This window comes from Streptococcus bouchesdurhonensis, from assembly GCF_948472335.1.
The window spans coordinates 1-19,660 of the sequence record NZ_CAOKTW010000021.1 but is presented as its reverse complement, the minus strand read 5'-3'; the positions used below and the strand labels follow the sequence as shown (position 1 = coordinate 19,660).

Annotated in this window: 20 protein-coding genes and 2 pseudogenes; all 22 read left to right on the top strand. The window is 42.7% G+C overall.

The genetic code is table 11. The annotated features are described in order from the left end of the window. Window positions 1-918, top strand: a pseudogene (locus tag QMQ21_RS18530) (DNA-directed RNA polymerase subunit beta'); the annotation flags it as partial. A gap of 108 nt (window positions 919-1,026) precedes the next feature. Next, on the top strand, window positions 1,027-1,449 hold the full coding sequence (gene ndk / locus QMQ21_RS18525) for a nucleoside-diphosphate kinase (protein ID WP_084948106.1): 423 nt from the start codon (window positions 1,027-1,029) through the stop codon (window positions 1,447-1,449). A gap of 130 nt (window positions 1,450-1,579) precedes the next feature. Next, complete coding sequence (locus tag QMQ21_RS18520) at window positions 1,580-2,212, top strand: competence protein (RefSeq protein WP_225902424.1); 633 nt, start codon at window positions 1,580-1,582, stop codon at window positions 2,210-2,212. Window positions 2,213-2,307: 95 nt separating this feature from the next. After that, window positions 2,308-2,751 (top strand): tRNA (adenosine(37)-N6)-threonylcarbamoyltransferase complex ATPase subunit type 1 TsaE, encoded by a 444-nt coding sequence (tsaE, locus tag QMQ21_RS18515; protein ID WP_214614811.1) that lies wholly within the window; start codon window positions 2,308-2,310, stop codon window positions 2,749-2,751. Further along, the gene (locus QMQ21_RS18510; RefSeq protein ID WP_000455549.1) at window positions 2,741-3,259 is read left to right on the top strand and encodes a GNAT family N-acetyltransferase; all 519 of its coding nucleotides are present in this window, start codon (window positions 2,741-2,743) and stop codon (window positions 3,257-3,259) included. The genes tsaE and QMQ21_RS18510 overlap by 11 nt, the downstream gene beginning before the upstream one ends. A 7-nt stretch (window positions 3,260-3,266) precedes the next feature. Continuing rightward, window positions 3,267-4,322 (top strand): glycopolymer--peptidoglycan transferase LytR, encoded by a 1,056-nt coding sequence (lytR, locus tag QMQ21_RS18505; RefSeq protein ID WP_214614812.1) that lies wholly within the window; start codon window positions 3,267-3,269, stop codon window positions 4,320-4,322. 77 nt (window positions 4,323-4,399) lie between these two features. After that, window positions 4,400-5,656 carry a competence/damage-inducible protein A gene (locus QMQ21_RS18500; RefSeq protein WP_214614813.1) on the top strand — a complete coding sequence of 419 codons (1,257 nt, stop codon included), beginning with the start codon at window positions 4,400-4,402 and terminating at the stop codon, window positions 5,654-5,656. Between the two features lie 54 nt (window positions 5,657-5,710). Further along, the gene (recA, locus tag QMQ21_RS18495; RefSeq protein WP_261814947.1) at window positions 5,711-6,865 is read left to right on the top strand and encodes a recombinase RecA; all 1,155 of its coding nucleotides are present in this window, start codon (window positions 5,711-5,713) and stop codon (window positions 6,863-6,865) included. Window positions 6,866-6,979: 114 nt separating this feature from the next. After that, on the top strand, window positions 6,980-8,350 hold the full coding sequence (locus QMQ21_RS18490) for an MATE family efflux transporter (protein WP_261814946.1): 1,371 nt from the start codon (window positions 6,980-6,982) through the stop codon (window positions 8,348-8,350). Between the two features lie 96 nt (window positions 8,351-8,446). Beyond that, on the top strand, window positions 8,447-9,163 hold the full coding sequence (locus QMQ21_RS18485; protein ID WP_000532883.1) for a YebC/PmpR family DNA-binding transcriptional regulator: 717 nt from the start codon (window positions 8,447-8,449) through the stop codon (window positions 9,161-9,163). Window positions 9,164-9,263: 100 nt separating this feature from the next. Further along, a pseudogene (locus QMQ21_RS18480) lies at window positions 9,264-9,413 on the top strand (single stranded DNA-binding domain-containing protein); the annotation flags it as partial. Between the two features lie 278 nt (window positions 9,414-9,691). Further along, window positions 9,692-10,678, top strand: a complete 987-nt coding sequence (locus tag QMQ21_RS18475; RefSeq protein WP_261017495.1) for a substrate-binding domain-containing protein — start codon at window positions 9,692-9,694, stop codon at window positions 10,676-10,678. Then, a complete protein-coding gene (locus QMQ21_RS18470; protein WP_049501830.1) occupies window positions 10,678-11,994 on the top strand; it encodes a sensor histidine kinase in 1,317 nt (438 codons plus the stop codon). Before QMQ21_RS18475 ends, QMQ21_RS18470 begins: the two co-directional genes overlap by 1 nt. Next, window positions 11,987-12,670: a response regulator transcription factor gene (locus QMQ21_RS18465; protein WP_004256751.1), complete on the top strand. Its 684-nt coding sequence runs from the start codon at window positions 11,987-11,989 to the stop codon at window positions 12,668-12,670. The genes QMQ21_RS18470 and QMQ21_RS18465 overlap by 8 nt, the downstream gene beginning before the upstream one ends. Continuing rightward, a complete protein-coding gene (locus tag QMQ21_RS18460) occupies window positions 12,667-13,950 on the top strand; it encodes an ABC transporter substrate-binding protein (protein WP_049501831.1) in 1,284 nt (427 codons plus the stop codon). Before QMQ21_RS18465 ends, QMQ21_RS18460 begins: the two co-directional genes overlap by 4 nt. Before the next feature lie 205 nt (window positions 13,951-14,155). After that, window positions 14,156-14,593 carry a PTS sugar transporter subunit IIA gene (locus QMQ21_RS18455; RefSeq protein WP_049501832.1) on the top strand — a complete coding sequence of 146 codons (438 nt, stop codon included), beginning with the start codon at window positions 14,156-14,158 and terminating at the stop codon, window positions 14,591-14,593. A gap of 43 nt (window positions 14,594-14,636) precedes the next feature. Beyond that, window positions 14,637-15,131, top strand: coding sequence for a PTS sugar transporter subunit IIB (locus QMQ21_RS18450; protein WP_004193690.1), 495 nt, complete (start codon window positions 14,637-14,639; stop codon window positions 15,129-15,131). A 27-nt stretch (window positions 15,132-15,158) separates the two neighbouring features. Beyond that, window positions 15,159-16,004 carry a PTS mannose/fructose/sorbose/N-acetylgalactosamine transporter subunit IIC gene (locus QMQ21_RS18445; RefSeq protein WP_049501833.1) on the top strand — a complete coding sequence of 282 codons (846 nt, stop codon included), beginning with the start codon at window positions 15,159-15,161 and terminating at the stop codon, window positions 16,002-16,004. Next, window positions 15,988-16,842 carry a PTS system mannose/fructose/sorbose family transporter subunit IID gene (locus tag QMQ21_RS18440; protein ID WP_002896727.1) on the top strand — a complete coding sequence of 285 codons (855 nt, stop codon included), beginning with the start codon at window positions 15,988-15,990 and terminating at the stop codon, window positions 16,840-16,842. The genes QMQ21_RS18445 and QMQ21_RS18440 overlap by 17 nt, the downstream gene beginning before the upstream one ends. Before the next feature lie 90 nt (window positions 16,843-16,932). Further along, on the top strand, window positions 16,933-17,223 hold the full coding sequence (locus QMQ21_RS18435) for a DUF202 domain-containing protein (RefSeq protein WP_247947080.1): 291 nt from the start codon (window positions 16,933-16,935) through the stop codon (window positions 17,221-17,223). 180 nt (window positions 17,224-17,403) lie between these two features. Next, window positions 17,404-17,874, top strand: a complete 471-nt coding sequence (locus QMQ21_RS18430; RefSeq protein WP_033686306.1) for a MarR family winged helix-turn-helix transcriptional regulator — start codon at window positions 17,404-17,406, stop codon at window positions 17,872-17,874. Next, the gene (locus QMQ21_RS18425) at window positions 17,849-19,618 is read left to right on the top strand and encodes an ABC transporter ATP-binding protein (protein ID WP_261814945.1); all 1,770 of its coding nucleotides are present in this window, start codon (window positions 17,849-17,851) and stop codon (window positions 19,616-19,618) included. Before QMQ21_RS18430 ends, QMQ21_RS18425 begins: the two co-directional genes overlap by 26 nt. The last annotated feature ends 42 nt before the right edge of the window (window positions 19,619-19,660 follow it).

Genomic DNA, 19,660 nt, shown 5'->3' with positions numbered 1-19,660 from the left:
ACAATCGCTGCCCAATCTATCGGGGAACCTGGTACACAGCTTACAATGCGTACCTTCCACACGGGTGGGGTTGCCTCAAATACCGATATCACTCAGGGTCTTCCTCGTGTCCAAGAAATCTTTGAAGCCCGCAATCCTAAAGGGGAAGCGGTTATCACAGAGGTTAAAGGACAAGTTACTGCTATCGAAGAAGATGCATCAACTCGTACTAAGAAAGTCTTTGTTAAGGGTGAAACTGGCGAAGGTGAGTACGTCGTTCCATTTACAGCTCGTATGCGTGTTGAGGTTGGAGACCAAGTAGCGCGTGGTGCTGCTTTGACAGAAGGTTCTATCCAACCAAAACGTCTCCTTGCAGTTCGTGATGTCTTGTCAGTTGAAACTTATCTTCTCGGTGAAGTGCAAAAAGTTTACCGTAGCCAAGGGGTAGAAATCGGTGACAAACACATCGAGGTAATGGTTCGTCAAATGATCCGTAAAGTTCGTGTCATGGATCCAGGTGACACAGATCTTCTCATGGGTACCCTCATGGATATCAATGACTTTACAGATGCCAACAAAGATGTTCTTATCGCAGGTGGAGTTCCAGCGACAGGTCGCCCAGTTCTTATGGGAATTACCAAAGCCTCACTTGAAACAAACAGTTTCTTGTCAGCGGCTTCCTTCCAGGAAACAACTCGTGTCCTTACTGACGCAGCTATCCGTGGTAAGAAAGACCATCTCCTTGGACTTAAAGAAAATGTTATCATCGGTAAGATCATCCCAGCAGGTACTGGTATGGCCCGTTACCGTAACCTTGAACCACAAGCTATCAACGAAGAAGAATACCTTAATCCTCCAGTAGAGGAAGAAGGAAATGAAGAAACAACAGAAGTAGTTGTGGATACTGTCGTTGAAACTGTGGAAGAAACAGTAGAATAAAAGAGAATGAGAGAGCCTTCGGGTTCTCTTTCTATTTTCTGAAAACTTTCTCCATTTTTCCATGAAATGTGGTAAAATAAAAGAAAGAAGCTGACAAAGGAGACGGGTATGGAACAAACATTTTTTATCATTAAACCAGACGGTGTAAAAAGAGGATTAGTGGGTGAGGTGTTGAAACGCATCGAACAACGTGGATTGACAATCGAAAAATTGGAGTTGCGTACAAAGGTTTCAGAAGAGTTGATTGATCAGCACTATCAGGACTTGGTTGGTCAAAGTTTTTACCCACCGATTCGTGAATTTATGACTTCAGGACCAGTTCTTGTGGGCATCATTTCTGGTCCTAAAGTAATCGAAATTTGGCGGACTATGATGGGTGCGACTCGTCCAGAAGAAGCTTTACCAGGAACTATTCGAGGTGATTTTGCAAAAGCTGCTGGAGAAAATGAGGCTATCCAAAATGTTGTACATGGTTCAGATTCAGAAGAGTCAGCTAAGCGAGAAATTGCTCTTTGGTTTGAGGAAAAATAGCAAAAGTTTGATGTAAGGGTTACCTGCATCAAACTTTTTTGCATTTTAGAGTAGAAAACTGACAGTTGAGAAATATTTTAGCAATTGTGAGGATTTCTAGCCTATAATAAGAGCAAGTAAGGGAGGAAGAATGATGGAAAAAATGAAAAAGCAAATTCAAGTTTTGTTATTGTTTACGATTTTTGGTATCAGTAGCTGTTCTTGTTTAAGTTTATCGACTTGGTCCTTGGTGTTAAATCAAAACTGCTTCTATTATTTAGTTGGCATGTTGCTTCTTGCCAGTATTGGTGCAGGGCTAAACTATTATAGAGGGCAGGGAAATCAACATTATTCAGTTTTTAAAGAAGATAAGCAACAATTCTTGTATAGCCTATTGCTCTTAGTAAATATTTTGGGTTTAGCCTTAATTGTTATAGAACATATCCTTTCAGGAAATACTTCCGTAGAAGGGTTTGTGGAAGCCTTTCTACCGAGTTTCTTTTTCTTATTTGGTATTGATTTGTTAGTTTTTCTGCCGATTCAGAAGTATGTAAATGGATTGAAAAAGATTTTGGGAAAGAAGGAAATCTGTTTTATTAGTGGACTAGCTATTCTAATCTTTCTCAGAAATCCTTGGATGCTATTATCCATGACCTTTTATATTGCCTTGGGAATGCTTTTTCTAGGACTGTTGGTGCCAAAAGTCATTCGCTGGGAAGTTTCATTTTACAGTCATTTGATGAGGGATATCTTGTTAGTCGTTTTCTTGCTGTTTCTATTTTAAGAACAAAAAAGGAGATAGTTCTAGTTTTACAATTTATAATATGGAATTCACAGATAATATCTCGACAAAGAACAACTTTTTGGTATAATAGAAACATGTACACTAAAAATGAAGAAGAGTTACAGTCCTTAGGTGAACGTTTGGGCCATTTATTAGAAAAAAATGACGTCTTAATTCTAACTGGAGAACTTGGAGCAGGCAAAACGACTTTTACAAAAGGCCTTGCTAAAGGGTTACAGATTACTCAGATGATTAAGAGTCCAACCTATACTATTGTGAGAGAGTATGAAGGTCGTCTTCCTCTTTATCATTTAGATGTTTATCGTATAGAGGGGGATGCTGATTCTATTGATTTAGATGAGTTTCTCTTTGGTGGTGGGGTAACTGTCATCGAGTGGGGGCATCTTTTAGGTGATGCCTTGCCAGATACTTATTTAGAATTGGAAATTCTAAAAGAAGAAGAGGGTCGCAGACTGAATTTTCAAGCAAAAGGTTTGCGTGCAGAAAAGCTTTTAGAGGAGCTTCAACATGGAGTATGAGTTGCTCATTAGGGAAGCAGAAGTTGAAGATGCGGCTGAATTAGTATCATTTTTAAATCGTGTCAGTGTAGAAACAGATTTTACCAGTCTGGACAGGAATGGCATTTTGATGACAGATACTGAGATGGAGTTGTTTTTGGATAAACAGGCTCACTCTGAAAATCAAATCACTTTACTGGCCTTGCTGAATGATGAAATTGCTGGTCTTGTGAATATCACAGCTGATCAACGCAAGAGAGTTCGTCATATTGGAGATCTCTTTATTGTGATTGGTCAGAAGTATTGGAATAATGGACTGGGGAGTTTGTTACTTGAAGAAGTCGTAGAATGGGCACAGGCTAGTGGCATTCTTCGTCGACTTCAACTAACTGTCCAAACTCGCAATCAGGGTGCAGTTCATTTATATCAACAGCATGGCTTTGTAATTGAAGGTAGACAAGAGCGCGGTGCGTACATAGAAGAAGGGAAATTTATAGATGTTTACCTGATGGGTAGACTGATAGATTGATAGAAATATGGTTAAAAAAATTATTGGAATGGTGCTAGCTTTTCTAGCTGTGACAGTTTTAGGTGTGGGTGTTTTTGCTTATACTATTTATCAGCAAGGTACAGAAACCTTATCAAAAACCTATAAAAAGATTGGGGAAGAAACCAATGTTATTGAGGCTACTGAACCCTTAACGATCCTTTTAATGGGGGTTGATACTGGAAACGAAGAACGAACGGACCCTTGGGAGGGAAATAGTGATTCCATGATTCTTTTGACAGTTAATCCGCACACGAAAAAGACCATGATGTTGAGTTTGGAACGTGATATCTTGACTAAAATTCAGCATAAAGATGGTCAGATTGAGGAAGCAAAACTAAACGCTGCCTATGCTGGTGGTGGTGCAGAGTTGGCTATTTCAACTATTCAGAAGATGATGAATATTCATATTGATCGCTATATTATGGTCAATATGCACGGATTGCAACAATTAGTTGATGCAGTGGGTGGTATAACCGTCAACAACACTCTAGGTTTCCCGATTTCTATCAGTGACCAAGAGGAATTTAATACCATTTCTATTGGTGTTGGGCAACAAACTCTAAATGGAGATGAAGCTCTTGTTTATTCTCGCATGCGCTACCAGGACCCAGAAGGGGACTACGGACGTCAGAAACGTCAGCGTGAAGTCATTCAAAAGGTTGTTGAAAAAGTTCTTAGCTTGAATAGTGTTAGTCACTATCAATCTATCTTAAAAGCCCTAAGTACCAATATGCAGACTAATATTGATCTATCTGCGAAAAGTATTCCAAGCTTGTTAGGTTACCAGGACTCGTTTAAAACGATTGAAACTCAACAATTACGAGGAGAAGACGCCGAATTGCAAGGGACATCTTATCAAATCGTAACGGCTAACCATTTGTTAGAGGTCCAGAATCTTTTGAGAACCTCACTTGATAAACCGAAGGTGACAGAGTTAGAGACAAATGCAGTCTTATATGAAGATATTTTTGGAAACCAAAATGGTATCGGTTTGGGAACAGGTACGATTAATAATACAACAAATCAAGAAGATGTAGAATAATCTATTTTATAGTTAAAATCGTGGGAAATTTCCTGCGATTTTTTCAAAAAAATACGAATAGATAGGTAGGAGGAAACATGAAAGCAGAAATCATTGCTGTTGGAACAGAGATTTTGACAGGACAGATTGTTAATACCAATGCCCAGTTTTTGTCGGAAAAACTAGCAGAAATTGGAGTAGACGTATATTTTCAGACGGCTGTAGGAGACAATGAAACTCGTCTCTTGTCTTTGCTTGAGATTGCCAGTCAACGTAGTAGTCTGGTGATGTTGACAGGTGGTTTGGGACCAACTGAGGACGATTTGACCAAACAAACCCTAGCTAAATTTTTAGGGAAAGAATTAGTCTTTGATCCTCAGGCGCAGGAGAAGTTGGATGTCTTTTTTGCCCAGAGACCAGACTATGCCCGAACACCGAATAACGAAAGACAAGCTCAACTTGTAGAAGGAGCGATTCCACTGCCAAATGAAACAGGACTGGCTGTGGGAGGAATATTGGAAGTCGAAGGAGTGACCTACGTCGTCCTTCCAGGTCCACCAAGTGAATTGAAGCCTATGGTCTTAAACCAACTTCTACCCAAGTTGATGACAGGGAGCAAGCTGCATTCCCGAGTTCTTCGTTTCTTTGGGATTGGCGAGAGCCAGTTGGTTACGATTTTGTCTGATTTGATTGATAATCAAACAGATCCGACCTTGGCCCCTTATGCTAAGACAGGAGAAGTCACTCTGCGTCTGTCAACAAAAGCTAGCAGCCAAGAAGAGGCGAATCAAGTGCTGGATATCTTGGAAAATCAAATCTTAGGTCGCCAGACCTTTGAAGGTCTTTCTTTACGAGATCTTTGTTATGGTTATGGGGAAGAAACTAGTTTAGCTAGCATTGTGGTAGAAGAACTGAAAAAACAAGGGAAAACTATCACGGCTGCAGAGAGTTTGACGGCAGGGCTTTTCCAAGCCAGCGTAGCTGATTTTTCGGGTGCTTCAAGTATATTTAAGGGTGGTTTTGTAACCTATAGCTTGGAGGAAAAATCAAAGATGTTGGATATTTCTGTCAAGGATTTGGAAGAACAGGGTGTGGTATCTGAATTTACAGCTCAGAAGATGGCTGAGCAGGCACGAATCAAGACCCAGTCTGATTTTGGCCTTAGTTTGACTGGAGTGGCAGGACCAGATAGCCTGGAAGGACATCCAGCTGGGACAGTCTTCATAGGCTTGGCTCAAGAGCAAGGAACTGAGGTTATCAAGGTCAATATTGGAGGCAGAAGTCGAGCAGATGTACGTCACATTGCGGTTATGCATGCCTTTAACCTAGTTCGCAAGGCTTTATTAAGTGACTAACTTTTGATATAATAGTAGATAGGTCTGAGGACCATTAGAATGTAGGAGAATAGAATGGCGAAAAAACCAAAAAAATTAGATGAAATTTCAAAAAAATTCGGGGCAGAACGTGAAAAAGCATTGAATGATGCTCTTAAATTGATTGAGAAAGACTTTGGTAAGGGTTCAATCATGCGTTTGGGTGAACGCGCCGAGCAAAAGGTGCAAGTGATGAGCTCCGGTTCCTTGGCTCTGGACATTGCCCTTGGTTCAGGTGGTTATCCTAAGGGACGTATCATTGAAATTTATGGACCAGAGTCATCTGGTAAGACAACAGTTGCCCTTCATGCAGTCGCGCAAGCGCAAAAAGAAGGTGGGATTGCAGCCTTTATCGATGCGGAGCATGCCCTTGACCCAGCTTATGCTGCGGCTCTTGGGGTCAATATTGACGAATTGCTCTTATCACAACCAGACTCAGGAGAACAAGGTCTTGAAATTGCAGGAAAATTGATTGACTCAGGTGCTGTGGACCTTGTCGTAGTCGACTCAGTTGCGGCCCTTGTTCCTCGTGCGGAAATCGATGGAGATATCGGAGATAGCCATGTTGGTTTGCAAGCTCGTATGATGAGTCAGGCCATGCGTAAACTTGGTGCTTCTATCAATAAAACCAAAACAATTGCCATCTTTATCAACCAATTGCGTGAAAAAGTTGGGGTCATGTTTGGAAATCCAGAAACAACTCCTGGTGGACGTGCTCTGAAATTCTATGCTTCAGTCCGTTTGGATGTTCGTGGAAGTACGCAAATCAAGGGAACTGGTGACCAAAAAGATACCAATGTCGGTAAAGAAACTAAGATCAAGGTCGTGAAAAACAAGGTGGCTCCACCATTTAAGGAAGCCTTCGTTGAAATCATGTACGGAGAAGGGATTTCTAAGACTGGTGAGCTCTTGAAAATCGCAAGCGATTTGGATATCATCAAAAAAGCAGGAGCTTGGTACTCTTACAAGGATGAGAAAATCGGGCAAGGTTCTGAAAATGCTAAGAAATACTTGGCAGATAACCCAGAAGTCTTTGATGAGATTGACCATCAAGTCCGTGTTCAATTTGGTTTGATTGATGGAGAAGAAATTGCTGAAAGCAAAAAAGATGAAGCAGTTCAAGCAGACTCTGTGAATGAAGAAGTTACACTTGACTTAGGCGACGAACTTGAAATCGAAATTGAAGAATAAGCTGTGAAAGTAGTGGAGCAATCCACTGCTTTTTCGATTCTTTGTTCAAGATTTCAGATTGCCTATAGTTTGCTGTTTCTTGTCGCTCCTCTAGAAAGCTGATATAATAGCCTTATGAATAAAAAACGAACAGTGGACCTGATACATGGTCCAATTCTTCCCTCGCTCTTAAGCTTCGCCTTCCCAATCTTGCTGTCCAATATTTTTCAACAGCTCTATAATACTGCTGATGTCTTGATTGTTGGGCGTTTTCTTGGTCAAGAATCCTTGGCGGCAGTAGGGGCTACAACGGCCATTTTTGACCTGATTGTAGGTTTTACTCTTGGTGTTGGCAATGGGATGGGGATTGTCATTGCTCGCTATTATGGGGCTCGGAATTTCACTAAAATTAAAGAAGCGGTAGCAGCTACCTGGATTTTAGGCGCTCTTTTGAGTATTGTGGTTATGTTGCTGGGATTTCTTGGTTTGTATCCTCTTTTACAGTACCTAGATACCCCTGCTGAAATTCTTTCTCAGTCCTATCAATATATTTCTATGATTGTGACCTGTGTAGGTGTCAGCTTTGCCTATAATCTTTTTGCAGGTTTGTTGCGGTCCATTGGGGACAGTCTAGCAGCGCTTGGATTTCTGATTTTCTCTGCCTTGGTTAATGTGGTTCTGGATCTCTATTTTATTACGCAACTGCAACTGGGAGTTCAATCTGCGGGACTTGCTACCATTATTTCGCAAGGCTTATCAGCGGTTCTCTGTTTTTACTATATTCGCAAGAGTGTTCCAGAACTTCTACCTCAGCTGAAACATTTTAAATGGGACAAGGCCTTGTACGCGGATCTCTTGGAGCAAGGTTTGGCTATGGGTTTGATGAGTTCAATTGTGTCCATCGGCAGTGTGATTTTACAGTCTTCAGTTAATACCTTTGGTGCAGTAATTATTAGCGCCCAGACGGCGGCTCGACGCATTATGGCCTTCGCCCTTCTTCCTATGACCGCTATTTCTGCATCAATGACGATCTTTGCTTCTCAGAATCTAGGAGCTAAGCGCCCAGACCGCATTGTTCAAGGTATTCGAATCGGCAGTCGTTTAAGTATGTCCTGGGCAATTTTTGTTTGTGTCTTCCTCTTTTTTGCCAGTCCAGCCTTGGTTTCCTTCTTGGCTAGTTCGACGGATAGCTACTTGGTAGAAAATGGAAGTCTCTATCTGCAAATCAGTTCAGCCTTTTATCCTATTTTGAGTCTCTTACTGATTTATCGTAATTGCTTGCAGGGCTTGGGGCAAAAAGTCCTTCCTCTGGTTTCTAGCTTTATAGAACTAATCGGAAAAATCGCTTTTGTGGTCTTGATTATTCCTTGGGCAGGCTATAAGGGAGTTATCCTTTGCGAACCCTTTATCTGGGTTGCCATGACCATTCAGCTGTACTTCTCACTGTTTCGTCACCCCTTGATAAAAGAAGGCAAGGGAATCTTGGCAACCAAAGTGCTATCCTAGTTGGATTTACTGAATAAAATCCATTTCCTCTAGTGAAAATCGAAAAAACTTGTGTTATAATAAGAAAGATTAAAATGTGAAAAAAGGAGATTCCTAATGGGACGTAAATGGGCCAATATCGTAGCCAAGAAAACGGCTAAAGATGGAGCTAACTCTAAAGTATATGCAAAATTTGGTGTAGAAATATATGTAGCAGCTAAAAAAGGTGATCCAGATCCAGAATCAAACTCAGCCTTGAAATTCGTTATCGACCGTGCTAAACAAGCTCAAGTGCCAAAACACGTTATCGATAAAGCTTTGGACAAGGCTAAAGGAAACACAGACGAAACCTTTACAGAAGGACGTTACGAAGGTTTTGGACCAAATGGTTCTATGTTGATCGTGGATACTTTGACTTCAAACGTTAACCGTACAGCGGCTAATGTCCGTGCTGCCTTTGGTAAAAACGGTGGAAACATGGGCGCTTCAGGTTCGGTTTCATACCTCTTTGACAACAAGGGAGTTATCGTATTTGCAGGTGAAGATGCCGATGCAGTCTTTGAGCAATTGCTTGAAGCAGATGTGGATGTGGATGATGTAGAAGCAGAAGAAGGTACAATCACAGTTTACACAGCTCCAACTGACCTTCATAAGGCTATCGTTGCCCTCCGTGAGTCAGGTGTCGAAGAATTCCAAGTGACAGAATTGGAAATGATTCCTCAGTCTGAAGTGGAATTGTCAGGGGATGACCTTGAAACCTTTGAAAAACTATACAGCGTTCTTGAAGACGACGAAGACGTACAAAAAATCTACACAAACGTAGATGGGTTCTAATTTAACATAGAAAACATAATCCTAAGTGAGAAAATCACTTGGGATTTTTGGCTCTTTGTCAACTGTAGTGGGTTGACAAAGAGCCACCTTGGCTAGCGCTGAGAAGGAGGGGTCGACCCATTATGTGACAGAGGTGCTCTGTCATAGCTTCCAGCTCCTGGAAAGTCGCGCCCAGCATGCTCTGCGTGAAAATAACGGCGGAGCTGATTTCGCAGATTTAGTGTTGGAAGAAGAGGAACTTCCCTTTTAAGCAAGATGCAAAGAGTGGGAAATGACCTAGCTCTAAAAAATCAGCATTAAGTTTTGTAAGATGCAAGATCTGTTTGACTGAATTCTATTTCTCTCAAGCTTTTAAAAGTTTAATTATGATTGCCAAGGTGGGACCAAGAATCAAAAATCAATGAATTTTTAGATTCTGTCTCGCCTTTTTTATGATAGTCATTTTGGAAAGATTTTGCTTTTTGGCGGTTTTGTAATATAATAATCCTATATGTTTCATAAAGGCGCTTACGGCATAGGGGATGAAAAATGGTAGCAGCTAATGTCAAAAAACGGGTTCAGCATTATCAGAAGAAGGCTCTCTGGTCACTTTCCATTCTGCTTATTTTTGCTTTGTTTTTTGTTTATTTCAAGGGCGTTCTGCCAGATGAGAAGCAGGTCAAGATTGGGGTAACCTACATGACCATGAATAATGATTTTTATAAGATCTTAAATGCGGAGCTGGAGAAGAAAACCAACCAGCAGGGCAGCCGGCTTTACGTGCGGGATCCTGAGCTGGATGAGGGCAAGCAGAGCCAGCAGATTGACTTTTTTGTCCGAGAAAAGGTTGATGTCATTGTTATCAATCCGGTAAAAAGTAATAGTCCAAGTATCATTACCTCTCTTCAAAAGGCCAAGAAAGCTGGGATTAAAATCATCGTAGTGGATGCGCCTATCAGTCAGGATGTAAAAGTGGATACGACTATTGTGTCGGATAACTACCAAGCAGGCGTCCTGATTGCCCAGGACATGATGAAGCGCTTGCCTTCTGCTAATATTCTCCTTCTAGAGCACCGCAATGCCGTCTCTGCTATGGACCGGATTCAGGGATTTATTGATACGATTGAAAAACAGCCTAGCTACAAGATTATTTCCCAGAAAGAAACACTAGGCCAGACAGAGGAAAGCATGCCGCAAGTAAAAAGTGCCTTAGACGAAGGATTGGACTTTAATGTAGTCATGGCGCTCAATGATCGGGTAGCTATCGGGGCCTTGGCTGCTATTAAAAATCAAGGTCTTGATAAGAAAATCTCCATCTACGGCGTGGATGGATCGCCTGATATCAAAAACTTTTTGGCTACGACTAGCGATATAGAGGGAACCGTGGCCCAATCGCCCATTCAGATGGGACGCAAGGTGGCACAGGTAATTGAGCTGATGCAGGAGGGGAAATCCTACGACAGCCAATACCTGATTCCTGTTCATCTGGTTAATAGAGATAATATCAGTCAATACACAGTTACAGGGTGGCAATAATGAGACCTCAAAAAAGTATATTTTACAGCAAAATAGCCTTGATGGTCATCAATCTGATTGCCATTGTCTATAATGCGTCCATCTATCTCTTTGCGACCAACTATGTAACGGCTAAGGGCTTCAGTCACTCCCTCTTGGAGCGTTTGGATGCTATTCCGGGCTCTCCTAGCCTAATCTTCTGGGTATCTATTAGCCTGTATGCCTGTCTGCTTTTAGTCATGTACTATCGGGAGCGCCACCCCAATCAGCTGTCCGTCTATGACAAGGCGACCATTATTGAAATCCTGCTCATGCTGGTCATCTTTTCCGTCTTGCACTCGTCCTACAATGGCTTGATTCTCTTGGTGTTTGCGGATATTTTCTATGGCTCTAAGGAGTTCAATGCTTCCAAGGACAAGAAGTACTGGTTTTCTTTCATTATTTTGAGCTTTGGCATGCTGCTCTTGTCCAACTATAACCTCATGTCGCTCTTTATCAAGCTGCCGTCTTTGGATACCTATATTCGTTTTTATCCTGAGTCTGTACGCTTTTTGCTCTTGTTTGGCAAGAACTTTCTCTACTCGCTTAATATTGTCGTCTTTATGATTTCCTTGCTATTCTATATCTTGTCGGCTATTACGGAGCGCCATCGTATTGAGGAAGAGCTTCGCATGGCTTTTCAAGCCAATCGCGAGCTGAACTCTTACCTAGCTTTGTCTGAGAAAATAGCAGAAGATCGAGAGCGGAAGCGGATTGCCAGAGAGATCCACGATACATTAGGTCATGCCCTGACGGGTATTTCAGCTGGTATTGATGCGGTCAAGGTCTTGGTTGATATTGACACCAACCGAGCTAAGGAGCAGCTTAATAATGTCTCTGTCGTTGTTCGAGATGGTATCCGTGATGTCCGCGGCTCGCTCAATAAGATGCGCCCGGGAGCTCTGGAAAATAACACTTTGAAGGAAGCTCTGATTAAGATTATCCGTGAGTATGAAGCCATCTCCAACTTGGAGATTCATCTCCTCTACAAATGGGATAATATTGACTTGGATATTGCCAAGGAAGACATTGTCTTCCGGGTGATCCAGGAGTCGATTACCAACTCTGTCCGCCATGGTCATGCCAAGACTATCTGGATTGAGCTACTAGAGGAAGAAGAAGCTTATGTAATGACCATTCAGGATGATGGTGTTGGCTTTGATGAACTCCACTATGGCTATGGCCTCAAGCAGATGCAGGAGCGCCTAATGATTATTGGCGGAAGCGTCCGCTTTGAAAATCGGGACGGTTTCTACACGCATATCAAAATTCCAAAAATAGGAGGAAGACATGATTAAGGTTTTAATAGCAGACGATCAGGCCTTGATTCGCGAGTCTCTGCAAATCATTCTGTCTGCCCACGCAGATATTGAGGTAGTCGGGACGGTCGGAGACGGCAAGGAAGTGCTGGAAAAGCTTCATCGGGTGCGCCCAGATGTGATTTTGATGGATATTCGCATGCCAGTCATGGATGGTGTTCTCTGTACCAAGGCTGTCAAGGAGCAGTATCCAGATGTCAAGATTATCATCCTGACGACCTTTGACGATGATGAATTTATCTTCTCAGCTCTCAAATACGGTGCATCTGGTTATATTCTTAAAGGGGTTTCGACAGAAGAACTTCATGAAGCTATTCAGACAGTCTATCGAGGCGGAGCTATGATCAATCCCAATATTGCCACCAAGGTCTTCAAAATCTTTTCACAGATGGCCCAGTCCAACTTTGCCATCACAGTGACAGAGGAAAATGTGGAGGACATGAACCGGACGGAGTGGAAGATTATCCAGCAGATTAGCTTTGGGATTTCTAATAAGGAAATTGCAGCCAAACTCTTTCTATCAGAAGGGACAGTCCGTAATTATCTATCGGGTATCCTAGCCAAGCTCAACCTGCGTGACCGGACCCAACTGGCTATCTGGGCCGTACAGACTGGAGTCACCCAGAGAGATTTTAGTAAGGAAGGCGACAAATGAAGTGGAGATTGAGAAATTTGTCCCTGCTGGTTGTCCTGATTATATCTGTTGCTCTGGCTTTTGTATTTTGGGCTTCAGCTCAGGACAAAGTCCTGCGTATCGGGGTCTATGCTGGTTCTAGCTGGGATGTGCCTAACAGTCGCGAAAACAAGGTCTTGGACAGCCTGATTAAAAGATTTGAAAAGACGCATCCTCCTGTCAAGGTCGTTTACGAAAGCGGTATTCCCAAGGATGATTATGCTGACTGGCTGGCAGAGCAAGTCTTGAAAGGCGAGCAACCAGATCTCTTTATGGTGCCAGAAAACGACTTTAGCATGTTGGCTTCGACTGGCGCGCTTAAATCCTTGGATCCCCTCCTAACGGATGATAAGCGAAAGGCTTTTTATCCAGTGGCTTATGAAGCTGGGCAATATCAGGGAGTCAGCTATGCCCTTCCAGTTGAGAGCAATCCTATCATGATGTGTGTCAATAAAGACCTGCTTGAAAAAGAAGGAATTAGCATTCCTGAGTCAGGATGGACCCTGGCGGATTTCTATGAGATTTGCAAGAAAGTAACCAAGGATACCAATGGCGATGGTGTGGTGGATCAGTACGGTATAACGGATTACACTTGGCAGCAGGCTCTGGTAGCTTACGGCGGCCATCTTACCGATAAATCCGGTATCACTGTGGACAGCGCAGAGATGCACCAAGCCTTGGCCTTTATGAGCAAGCTAGATATGCTCAGCCAGCACTATAAGGTGACTTCTAATGACTTTGATGAGGGACGGGTGGCTTTCTATCCTATGAGTCTGGCCCAGTATCGGACCTACAAGCCTTACCCTTACCATGTTGCCAAGTATTCTAGCTTTTCTTGGACCTGTATCCCCATGCCAACAGCTAATAGCCAGGTGATGGGGACACAGGTCAAGACCTCGCTCTTTGCCATGTCTTCCAATACCAAGCAAGAGAAGCTGGCTTGGGAATTTATGCTCTTGCTGTCACAGGATAAAGAAAGCCAGCAGGCCTTGTTTGAAAAATCGCAGGGGACCTCAGTCTTACCATCTGTGGTGAAAAGTCAACAGGCTAGAGAAATCTTACAGGCAGATGATTTTGGCTTGGATTCCTTGACTTCTGAGAGGCTAGACCACATGATGAATCGCTCCATCATTGACATCAGTCTAGAAGTAGACCGTCATACCATGGACCGGATGGACTATCTGATTCAAAATGCTATGCAGAATCAAGAGATTGACAGTGCCTTGCCGAGCATTCAAAGAGAAATAGAAAGCGGAAAATAATCTGCTTTCTTTTTGTTTGCTCTGAAAGGAGCAGGAAAGGTACAGCTGACTAGACAAATATGACAAATGTCATATGTTTCCTGACAAATGTCATCTGGGCAAAGTGACATTTGACAATATGAAACCGATTCCAAAACTTGTACAATAAAATCATCAATAAATCCTTACTTGGCTAAGAGCTAGAAGGAAAAAGGAGGCAGGAAAGATGAAATACCTTGTACTGGTCAGTCATGGGGGACTGGCTGCAGGCGTGCAGAGTTCCTTGAAGATGTTTGCCGGAGACAAGACGGATCAGGTCATTGCGGTTGGTCTTCAGGAAGGCAAGTCAGTTGATGATTTTGCAGTTGATTTTACTCAGGCTTTGGCTGGCTTAAGCGCTGATGACAGTGTCTTAGTTCTGGCTGATATTGTAGGAGGCAGTCCTCTGACGACAGCAGCGAGCGTCTTAGCTGACATAGGTAAGCTCGACTCAGCAGTTATCTTGGGCGGTTTGAACCTGACCATGGGACTGACTGGCTTGGTTATGAAAGATATCTTAGACGGGAAAGATCTGGCTCAGGCTATCCTTTCCGAGGCTACAGCTGCTTTGCAGGAATTTGAAGTCGTAAGTGATGCAGCTGAAGAAGATGAAGACGACATTTAGTACTTCCGCCATACATTCTAAAAGATAAAAGGAGATTTTAAAGATGACAGTATCATTTGTACGGATTGACGACCGCATGATCCACGGTCAAACAGTCACTCGCTGGGCCAAGGAATACCCTTGTGATGGCCTGATTGCAGTAAATAATGCTGCAGCAGGAAACAAGGTTTTGATTCAGGCCTACAAGGGAGCTTCTGACAAGAAGACTTTTGTTTGGACCAAGGAAGCCTTCAAGGAAAAATCAGGCAAGGTCACAGAGTCAGACAGCCGCTATTTCCTCATTACGAAAAATCCTGTGGATATGAAAGAAATCCTAGTGGACCAAGGCTTTGTACCTGGTGATGTTAAGGAAATCATCATTGGCCCTGCTAATGACCGTCCTGGAGCTATTAAGCTGGGGAATAACCAGTCCATTACCCAGGAAGAGGCAGAAGCGATTGAGGCGATCGAAAAAGCAGGCTACAAAGTCAAATTCCAGCTCCTACCAGATGTTTCCATCGGTTATTGGAGCGATTTCAAGTCTAAATTTGGTTTTTAATTATAATAATGAAAAGGAGAGTCTATTATGACAATTTCTTGGCTGCAAGCCGCTTTACTGGGTCTTTTCGCTAGTTTAGCTTCTATGCCTGGTATGGGTGGTACTAGTATTGGTAACTACACTTTGGGACGTCCTCTGGTCGGAGGCTTGATTAGCGGGCTGATTCTCGGAGACTTAACAACAGGGATTATGGTTGGGGTAGCCCTTCAGGTTCTCTACATCGCTCTGGTAACACCAGGTGGTACAGTTTCTGCTGACGTGCGGGCGATTTCTTACATTGGGATTCCTCTCGCAATCTTATTTGTTCATTCTAAAGGAATCACGTCTGAATCTGCTATTGCAGCAGCAGCTGCACCAATCGGAGCAGCAGTTGGTACTATCGGTACAGTTCTCTTCTATGGAACAGCCACTACAAACCTGCTATGGCAGCACATTGGCTGGAAAGCCGTTGAAAAAGGCGAATTTAAAAAGCTTTACGCTGTTGACTGGGTTTATCCTTGGATTTCCCACTTTGTCTTCTCTTTCCTTCCAACAATGCTTATCACTAAGTTTGGCCCCGATATGGTTGAGCTGATGAAGACCCACCTGCCAATGGATGGCTTCATCATGAAATCCCTCTTTACAGTCGGAGCTCTTCTCCCATGTGTAGGTATTGCCATTCTCTTGAAACAAATCGTTACCAAGGCTGCTGACTTTATCCCATTCTTTGTGGGCTTCACCTTGGCTAAGTCACTTGGTCTTAATTTGGTTGCCAGTGCAGTTGTTTCACTGATTTTTGCAGTAATTTACTATGAATTGGAAGTAATCAAATCAGCTCGTGTGACCGCGCCGGCTGGTGGGGCTGACTTTGATGACGATGAGGAGGATATCTAAGATGGCTGAAAGAAAGAAAATAACTAAAAAGACTTTAGCGAAATCATTCCACCATTGGTACTATGGTCATTTGACTTGCTTCTCTCAAGAGCATATGCAGACTTTTGGTTACTTGACCTCTATGCTACCAATCGTGGAAGAACTCTACAAAGACAAAGCAGAGCAGAAAGAAGCTATGCAGACCTATACGGCTTTCTTCAACACAGAACCTCAGCTCGGAGCTTTGGTAGTGGGGATTACAGCTGGTTTGGAAGAAGCGCGTGCCAATGGAGACGCTGTTGACGGCGAAACTATCAATGGTATGCGTGCCGGTCTCATGGGACCTATCGCAGGTATCGGTGATTCATTGGTTGTCGGAACCCTAATCCCAGTTCTGCTGGGGATTGCCCTTGGCCTCTCAAAAGGCGGAAATCCTATCGGGGCTCTCTTCTACATCCTTGTATGGAATGTTCTCATCTATGGCGGTATGCGCTTTGCCTACTTCAAAGGCTATGAATTAGGGGACAAGGCGGTAGAATTCCTTGTAGGACCTAAAGGACAGGCGCTTCGTAAGGCAATCAGTGTCATTGGTGGTATGGTTATCGGGGCAGTTGCTGCAACTTGGGTATCTGTAACGACTTCATTAGAGCTGAAAAATGCTGATGGCGAAGCCTTCTTGAAGCTACAAGAAAAGATTGACGGTGTTTATCCAGGTCTCTTAACAGCTGGCTTTATCACCCTTTGCTGGTGGCTGATGGCCAAGAAAAAAGTATCACCAAACCTTGTTATGCTCCTCTTGGTTGTCATTGCTTTGATTGGTGTAGCACTGGGCATCTTTGATCCTCAACTGAAATACTAATTCCTACTCAAGTTTCAGACTGGCAGTAAGTCCGATATACTGCTAGTCTAGTATCAATTTGTTTGACTTAAATAAAGAATGGAGAAAATCATGACAGAACAAGAATTGATTCAAGGTTATGAAACAGAAATTCACTACCAGAAGCATATGATTGAAAATCTAGGACGCTGGTTTACTCTCTTCTTTGTCATTGCCAGTATCGGTCTTGTTCTGATTTACTTCTTTCATGAGACTAATCTATTAGCACTGATTGCAGGAATTGTCATAGCCCTTCTGGGTGTCTTAGCCATGCTCTTGTTTGGTTATGGCATCTACAGAGGACGGCTCAATCTGCAAAAGGTGATCAATGATTTTGAAGCAAAACTAAAACTTGCAAGATAGACATTTAACATAGAAAACATGATCCTAAGTGAGAAAATCACTTGGGATTTTTTTAATCAAGAAAATAGTTCTCTAGGAAACTTTTTTCTTGACATCTCTTTTCAAAGTGATAGAATAGTTCTCATGGAAACTTATTTAGTTCCTAGGAGAGCTAAATGTGATAGTTAGAAAGGAGCTAGTATGGATAAACCGATGTTGGTCTTTAAGCGTTTTGGTCATCAGATTCACCTGATGGTGCAAAAGGAAGCCAAACGTTGTGGTATTGAATTTATGGGTGGGCCTCAAGGGCAGGTTCTGCGTTTTTTAGATCATTGTGAACAAAAAGAGGAACTGGTCCTGATTAAGGATATCGAGCAGGAACTCAATATTACCAAATCTGTTGCGAGTAATTTGGTCAAGCGTATGGTGCAAAATGGTTTGGTGGAATTGGAGGCGAGTCCTAGCGATAAGCGGGCAAAATTTGTTCGTTTGACGGACAAAGCACGTTCTCAAATGAAGCAGGTTAAAGCCTTTTTTGAACGAATTGATAAGCAGTTGATGGAAGACATTGATGAAGATGAATTACTGATTTTTGAGAAAGTCCTTGCTCAACTACAGGAAAATATCAAGGGAATAGGAGGAGAGAATGAAGAAATTAGCCAAACGAATTAGTAGAAAAGAATGGGGGATGATTTTACTAGCCATTCTCTTTACTTGTTTTTCGGTCTATCTAGAGTTGGAAGTGCCGACCTATATCTCGAAAATTACGGATTTGCTAGGTAGTCAAGGAACTAATTTAGATGAGTTGTGGCAGCCGGCAAGCATGATGGTGGGAATGTCCTTTCTTGCCTTCTTGTCCGTAGTTGCAGTTGGATTTTTTGCATCCCGAGTGGCGGCTTCTTATACTAGTAGGTTGAGAAGTGATATTTTTAACCGAGTTTTGGATTACTCGCAGACAGAGATTAAGAAATTCTCTATTCCCAGTCTCTTGACGCGTACTACCAATGACATTACTCAAGTTCAAATGTTGATTACCATGGGCTTGCAAGTAGTTACGCGTGGTCCGATTATGGCTATCTGGGCTATCGGGAAGATTTTAGGCCATTCAGAATACTGGCTCTGGGCCGTTCTTGTAGCAGTGATTGTCAATGTTTTGATGACGACCGTTTTGATGACGCTAGCCTTTCCAAAACAGTCCTTGATTCAAAGTTTGACTGATAAACTGAACAGTATCACTCGTGAGAGTTTAACAGGTATTCGTGTTGTTCGCGCCTACAATGCTGAAGAATACCAAAATGAAAAATTTGCAGCAGCAAATGATGAATTGACACGCTTGAATTTGTTTGTCAACCGTCTTATGGCTATTTTGAACCCTATCATGATGGGGATTTCAAGTGGTTTGAGTGTGGCGATTTACTGGATTGGGGCCTATGTGATTAACGACGCTGCTCCGATAGCGCGTCTGCCTCTCTTTAGTGATATGATTGTTTTCATGTCTTATGCCATGCAGGTTGTCATGGGCTTCCTTCTCATGGGAGCACTCTTCATCGTTCTTCCCCGAACTATAGTCTCTGCTAAGCGCATTAATCAAGTTTTAGATTTGCATTCTTCTATCCAAAACCCTGCTCAAGTGCAGCTGGCTGATGAAAACCTCAAAGGTCAGGTCGAATTTAAGGATGTGACCTTCCGCTATGCGGCAAATTCGGAGGCGGTTATTGAGAATGTTAGCTTTAAAGCAGAAGCTGGTCAAACAGTGGCCTTTATTGGGTCAACAGGTTCTGGTAAATCAACTCTGGTCAATCTGATTCCACGTTTCTACGATGTGTCAGCAGGAGAAATTCTGGTGGACGGTGTCAATGTTCAAGACTATAACTTGAAAGATTTGCGCAACAAGGTTGGTTATATTCCTCAGAAAGCGGTTCTCTTTTCAGGCGATGTCAAGGGCAATTTAGATTTTGGACAGAGTCAAGAAACACCACTTAGTGAGCAGGCTATGTGGCAGGCTTTGGAGTTGGCCCAGTCTAAGAACTTTATCGAAGACAAGGAAGCGGGCTTAGCGTCAGAAGTGGCCCAAGGAGGAACCAACTTCTCAGGTGGCCAAAGACAGCGTCTGGCCATTGCGCGTGCCTTAGCTCGGAAGCCAGAAATCCTCATCTTTGATGACTCCTTCTCAGCCTTGGACTACAAGACAGATCGAGTTCTTCGCCAAGAGCTAGCAGAGAAAACAAAACCTATGACCAAGCTTATCGTCGCTCAGCGAATTTCTACAATTATGGATGCTGATTTGATTTTGGTCTTGGATCAAGGAAAAGTCGTGGGACAAGGCACCCACAAGGAACTTCTAGCTAATAACGAAGTTTACCAAGAAATTGCCTATTCACAACTATCGAAGGAGGAATTGGAACATGGAAAATAAGAAAATGTCTCTTTGGAAACAGAGTAAACCCTATCTTGCAGG

Excerpts from the sequence above, each read along its gene's own strand:
- ndk (WP_084948106.1), top strand. The coding sequence starts at position 1,027 with ATGGAACAAACATTTTTTATCATTAAACCAGACGGTGTAAAAAGAGGA.
- QMQ21_RS18520 (WP_225902424.1), top strand. The coding sequence starts at position 1,580 with ATGATGGAAAAAATGAAAAAGCAAATTCAAGTTTTGTTATTGTTTACG.
- tsaE (WP_214614811.1), top strand. The coding sequence starts at position 2,308 with ATGTACACTAAAAATGAAGAAGAGTTACAGTCCTTAGGTGAACGTTTG.
- QMQ21_RS18510 (WP_000455549.1), top strand. The coding sequence starts at position 2,741 with ATGGAGTATGAGTTGCTCATTAGGGAAGCAGAAGTTGAAGATGCGGCT.
- lytR (WP_214614812.1), top strand. The coding sequence starts at position 3,267 with ATGGTTAAAAAAATTATTGGAATGGTGCTAGCTTTTCTAGCTGTGACA.
- QMQ21_RS18500 (WP_214614813.1), top strand. The coding sequence starts at position 4,400 with ATGAAAGCAGAAATCATTGCTGTTGGAACAGAGATTTTGACAGGACAG.
- recA (WP_261814947.1), top strand. The coding sequence starts at position 5,711 with ATGGCGAAAAAACCAAAAAAATTAGATGAAATTTCAAAAAAATTCGGG.
- QMQ21_RS18490 (WP_261814946.1), top strand. The coding sequence starts at position 6,980 with ATGAATAAAAAACGAACAGTGGACCTGATACATGGTCCAATTCTTCCC.
- QMQ21_RS18485 (WP_000532883.1), top strand. The coding sequence starts at position 8,447 with ATGGGACGTAAATGGGCCAATATCGTAGCCAAGAAAACGGCTAAAGAT.
- QMQ21_RS18475 (WP_261017495.1), top strand. The coding sequence starts at position 9,692 with ATGGTAGCAGCTAATGTCAAAAAACGGGTTCAGCATTATCAGAAGAAG.
- QMQ21_RS18470 (WP_049501830.1), top strand. The coding sequence starts at position 10,678 with ATGAGACCTCAAAAAAGTATATTTTACAGCAAAATAGCCTTGATGGTC.
- QMQ21_RS18465 (WP_004256751.1), top strand. The coding sequence starts at position 11,987 with ATGATTAAGGTTTTAATAGCAGACGATCAGGCCTTGATTCGCGAGTCT.
- QMQ21_RS18460 (WP_049501831.1), top strand. The coding sequence starts at position 12,667 with ATGAAGTGGAGATTGAGAAATTTGTCCCTGCTGGTTGTCCTGATTATA.
- QMQ21_RS18455 (WP_049501832.1), top strand. The coding sequence starts at position 14,156 with ATGAAATACCTTGTACTGGTCAGTCATGGGGGACTGGCTGCAGGCGTG.
- QMQ21_RS18450 (WP_004193690.1), top strand. The coding sequence starts at position 14,637 with ATGACAGTATCATTTGTACGGATTGACGACCGCATGATCCACGGTCAA.
- QMQ21_RS18445 (WP_049501833.1), top strand. The coding sequence starts at position 15,159 with ATGACAATTTCTTGGCTGCAAGCCGCTTTACTGGGTCTTTTCGCTAGT.
- QMQ21_RS18440 (WP_002896727.1), top strand. The coding sequence starts at position 15,988 with ATGAGGAGGATATCTAAGATGGCTGAAAGAAAGAAAATAACTAAAAAG.
- QMQ21_RS18435 (WP_247947080.1), top strand. The coding sequence starts at position 16,933 with ATGACAGAACAAGAATTGATTCAAGGTTATGAAACAGAAATTCACTAC.
- QMQ21_RS18430 (WP_033686306.1), top strand. The coding sequence starts at position 17,404 with ATGGATAAACCGATGTTGGTCTTTAAGCGTTTTGGTCATCAGATTCAC.
- QMQ21_RS18425 (WP_261814945.1), top strand. The coding sequence starts at position 17,849 with ATGAAGAAATTAGCCAAACGAATTAGTAGAAAAGAATGGGGGATGATT.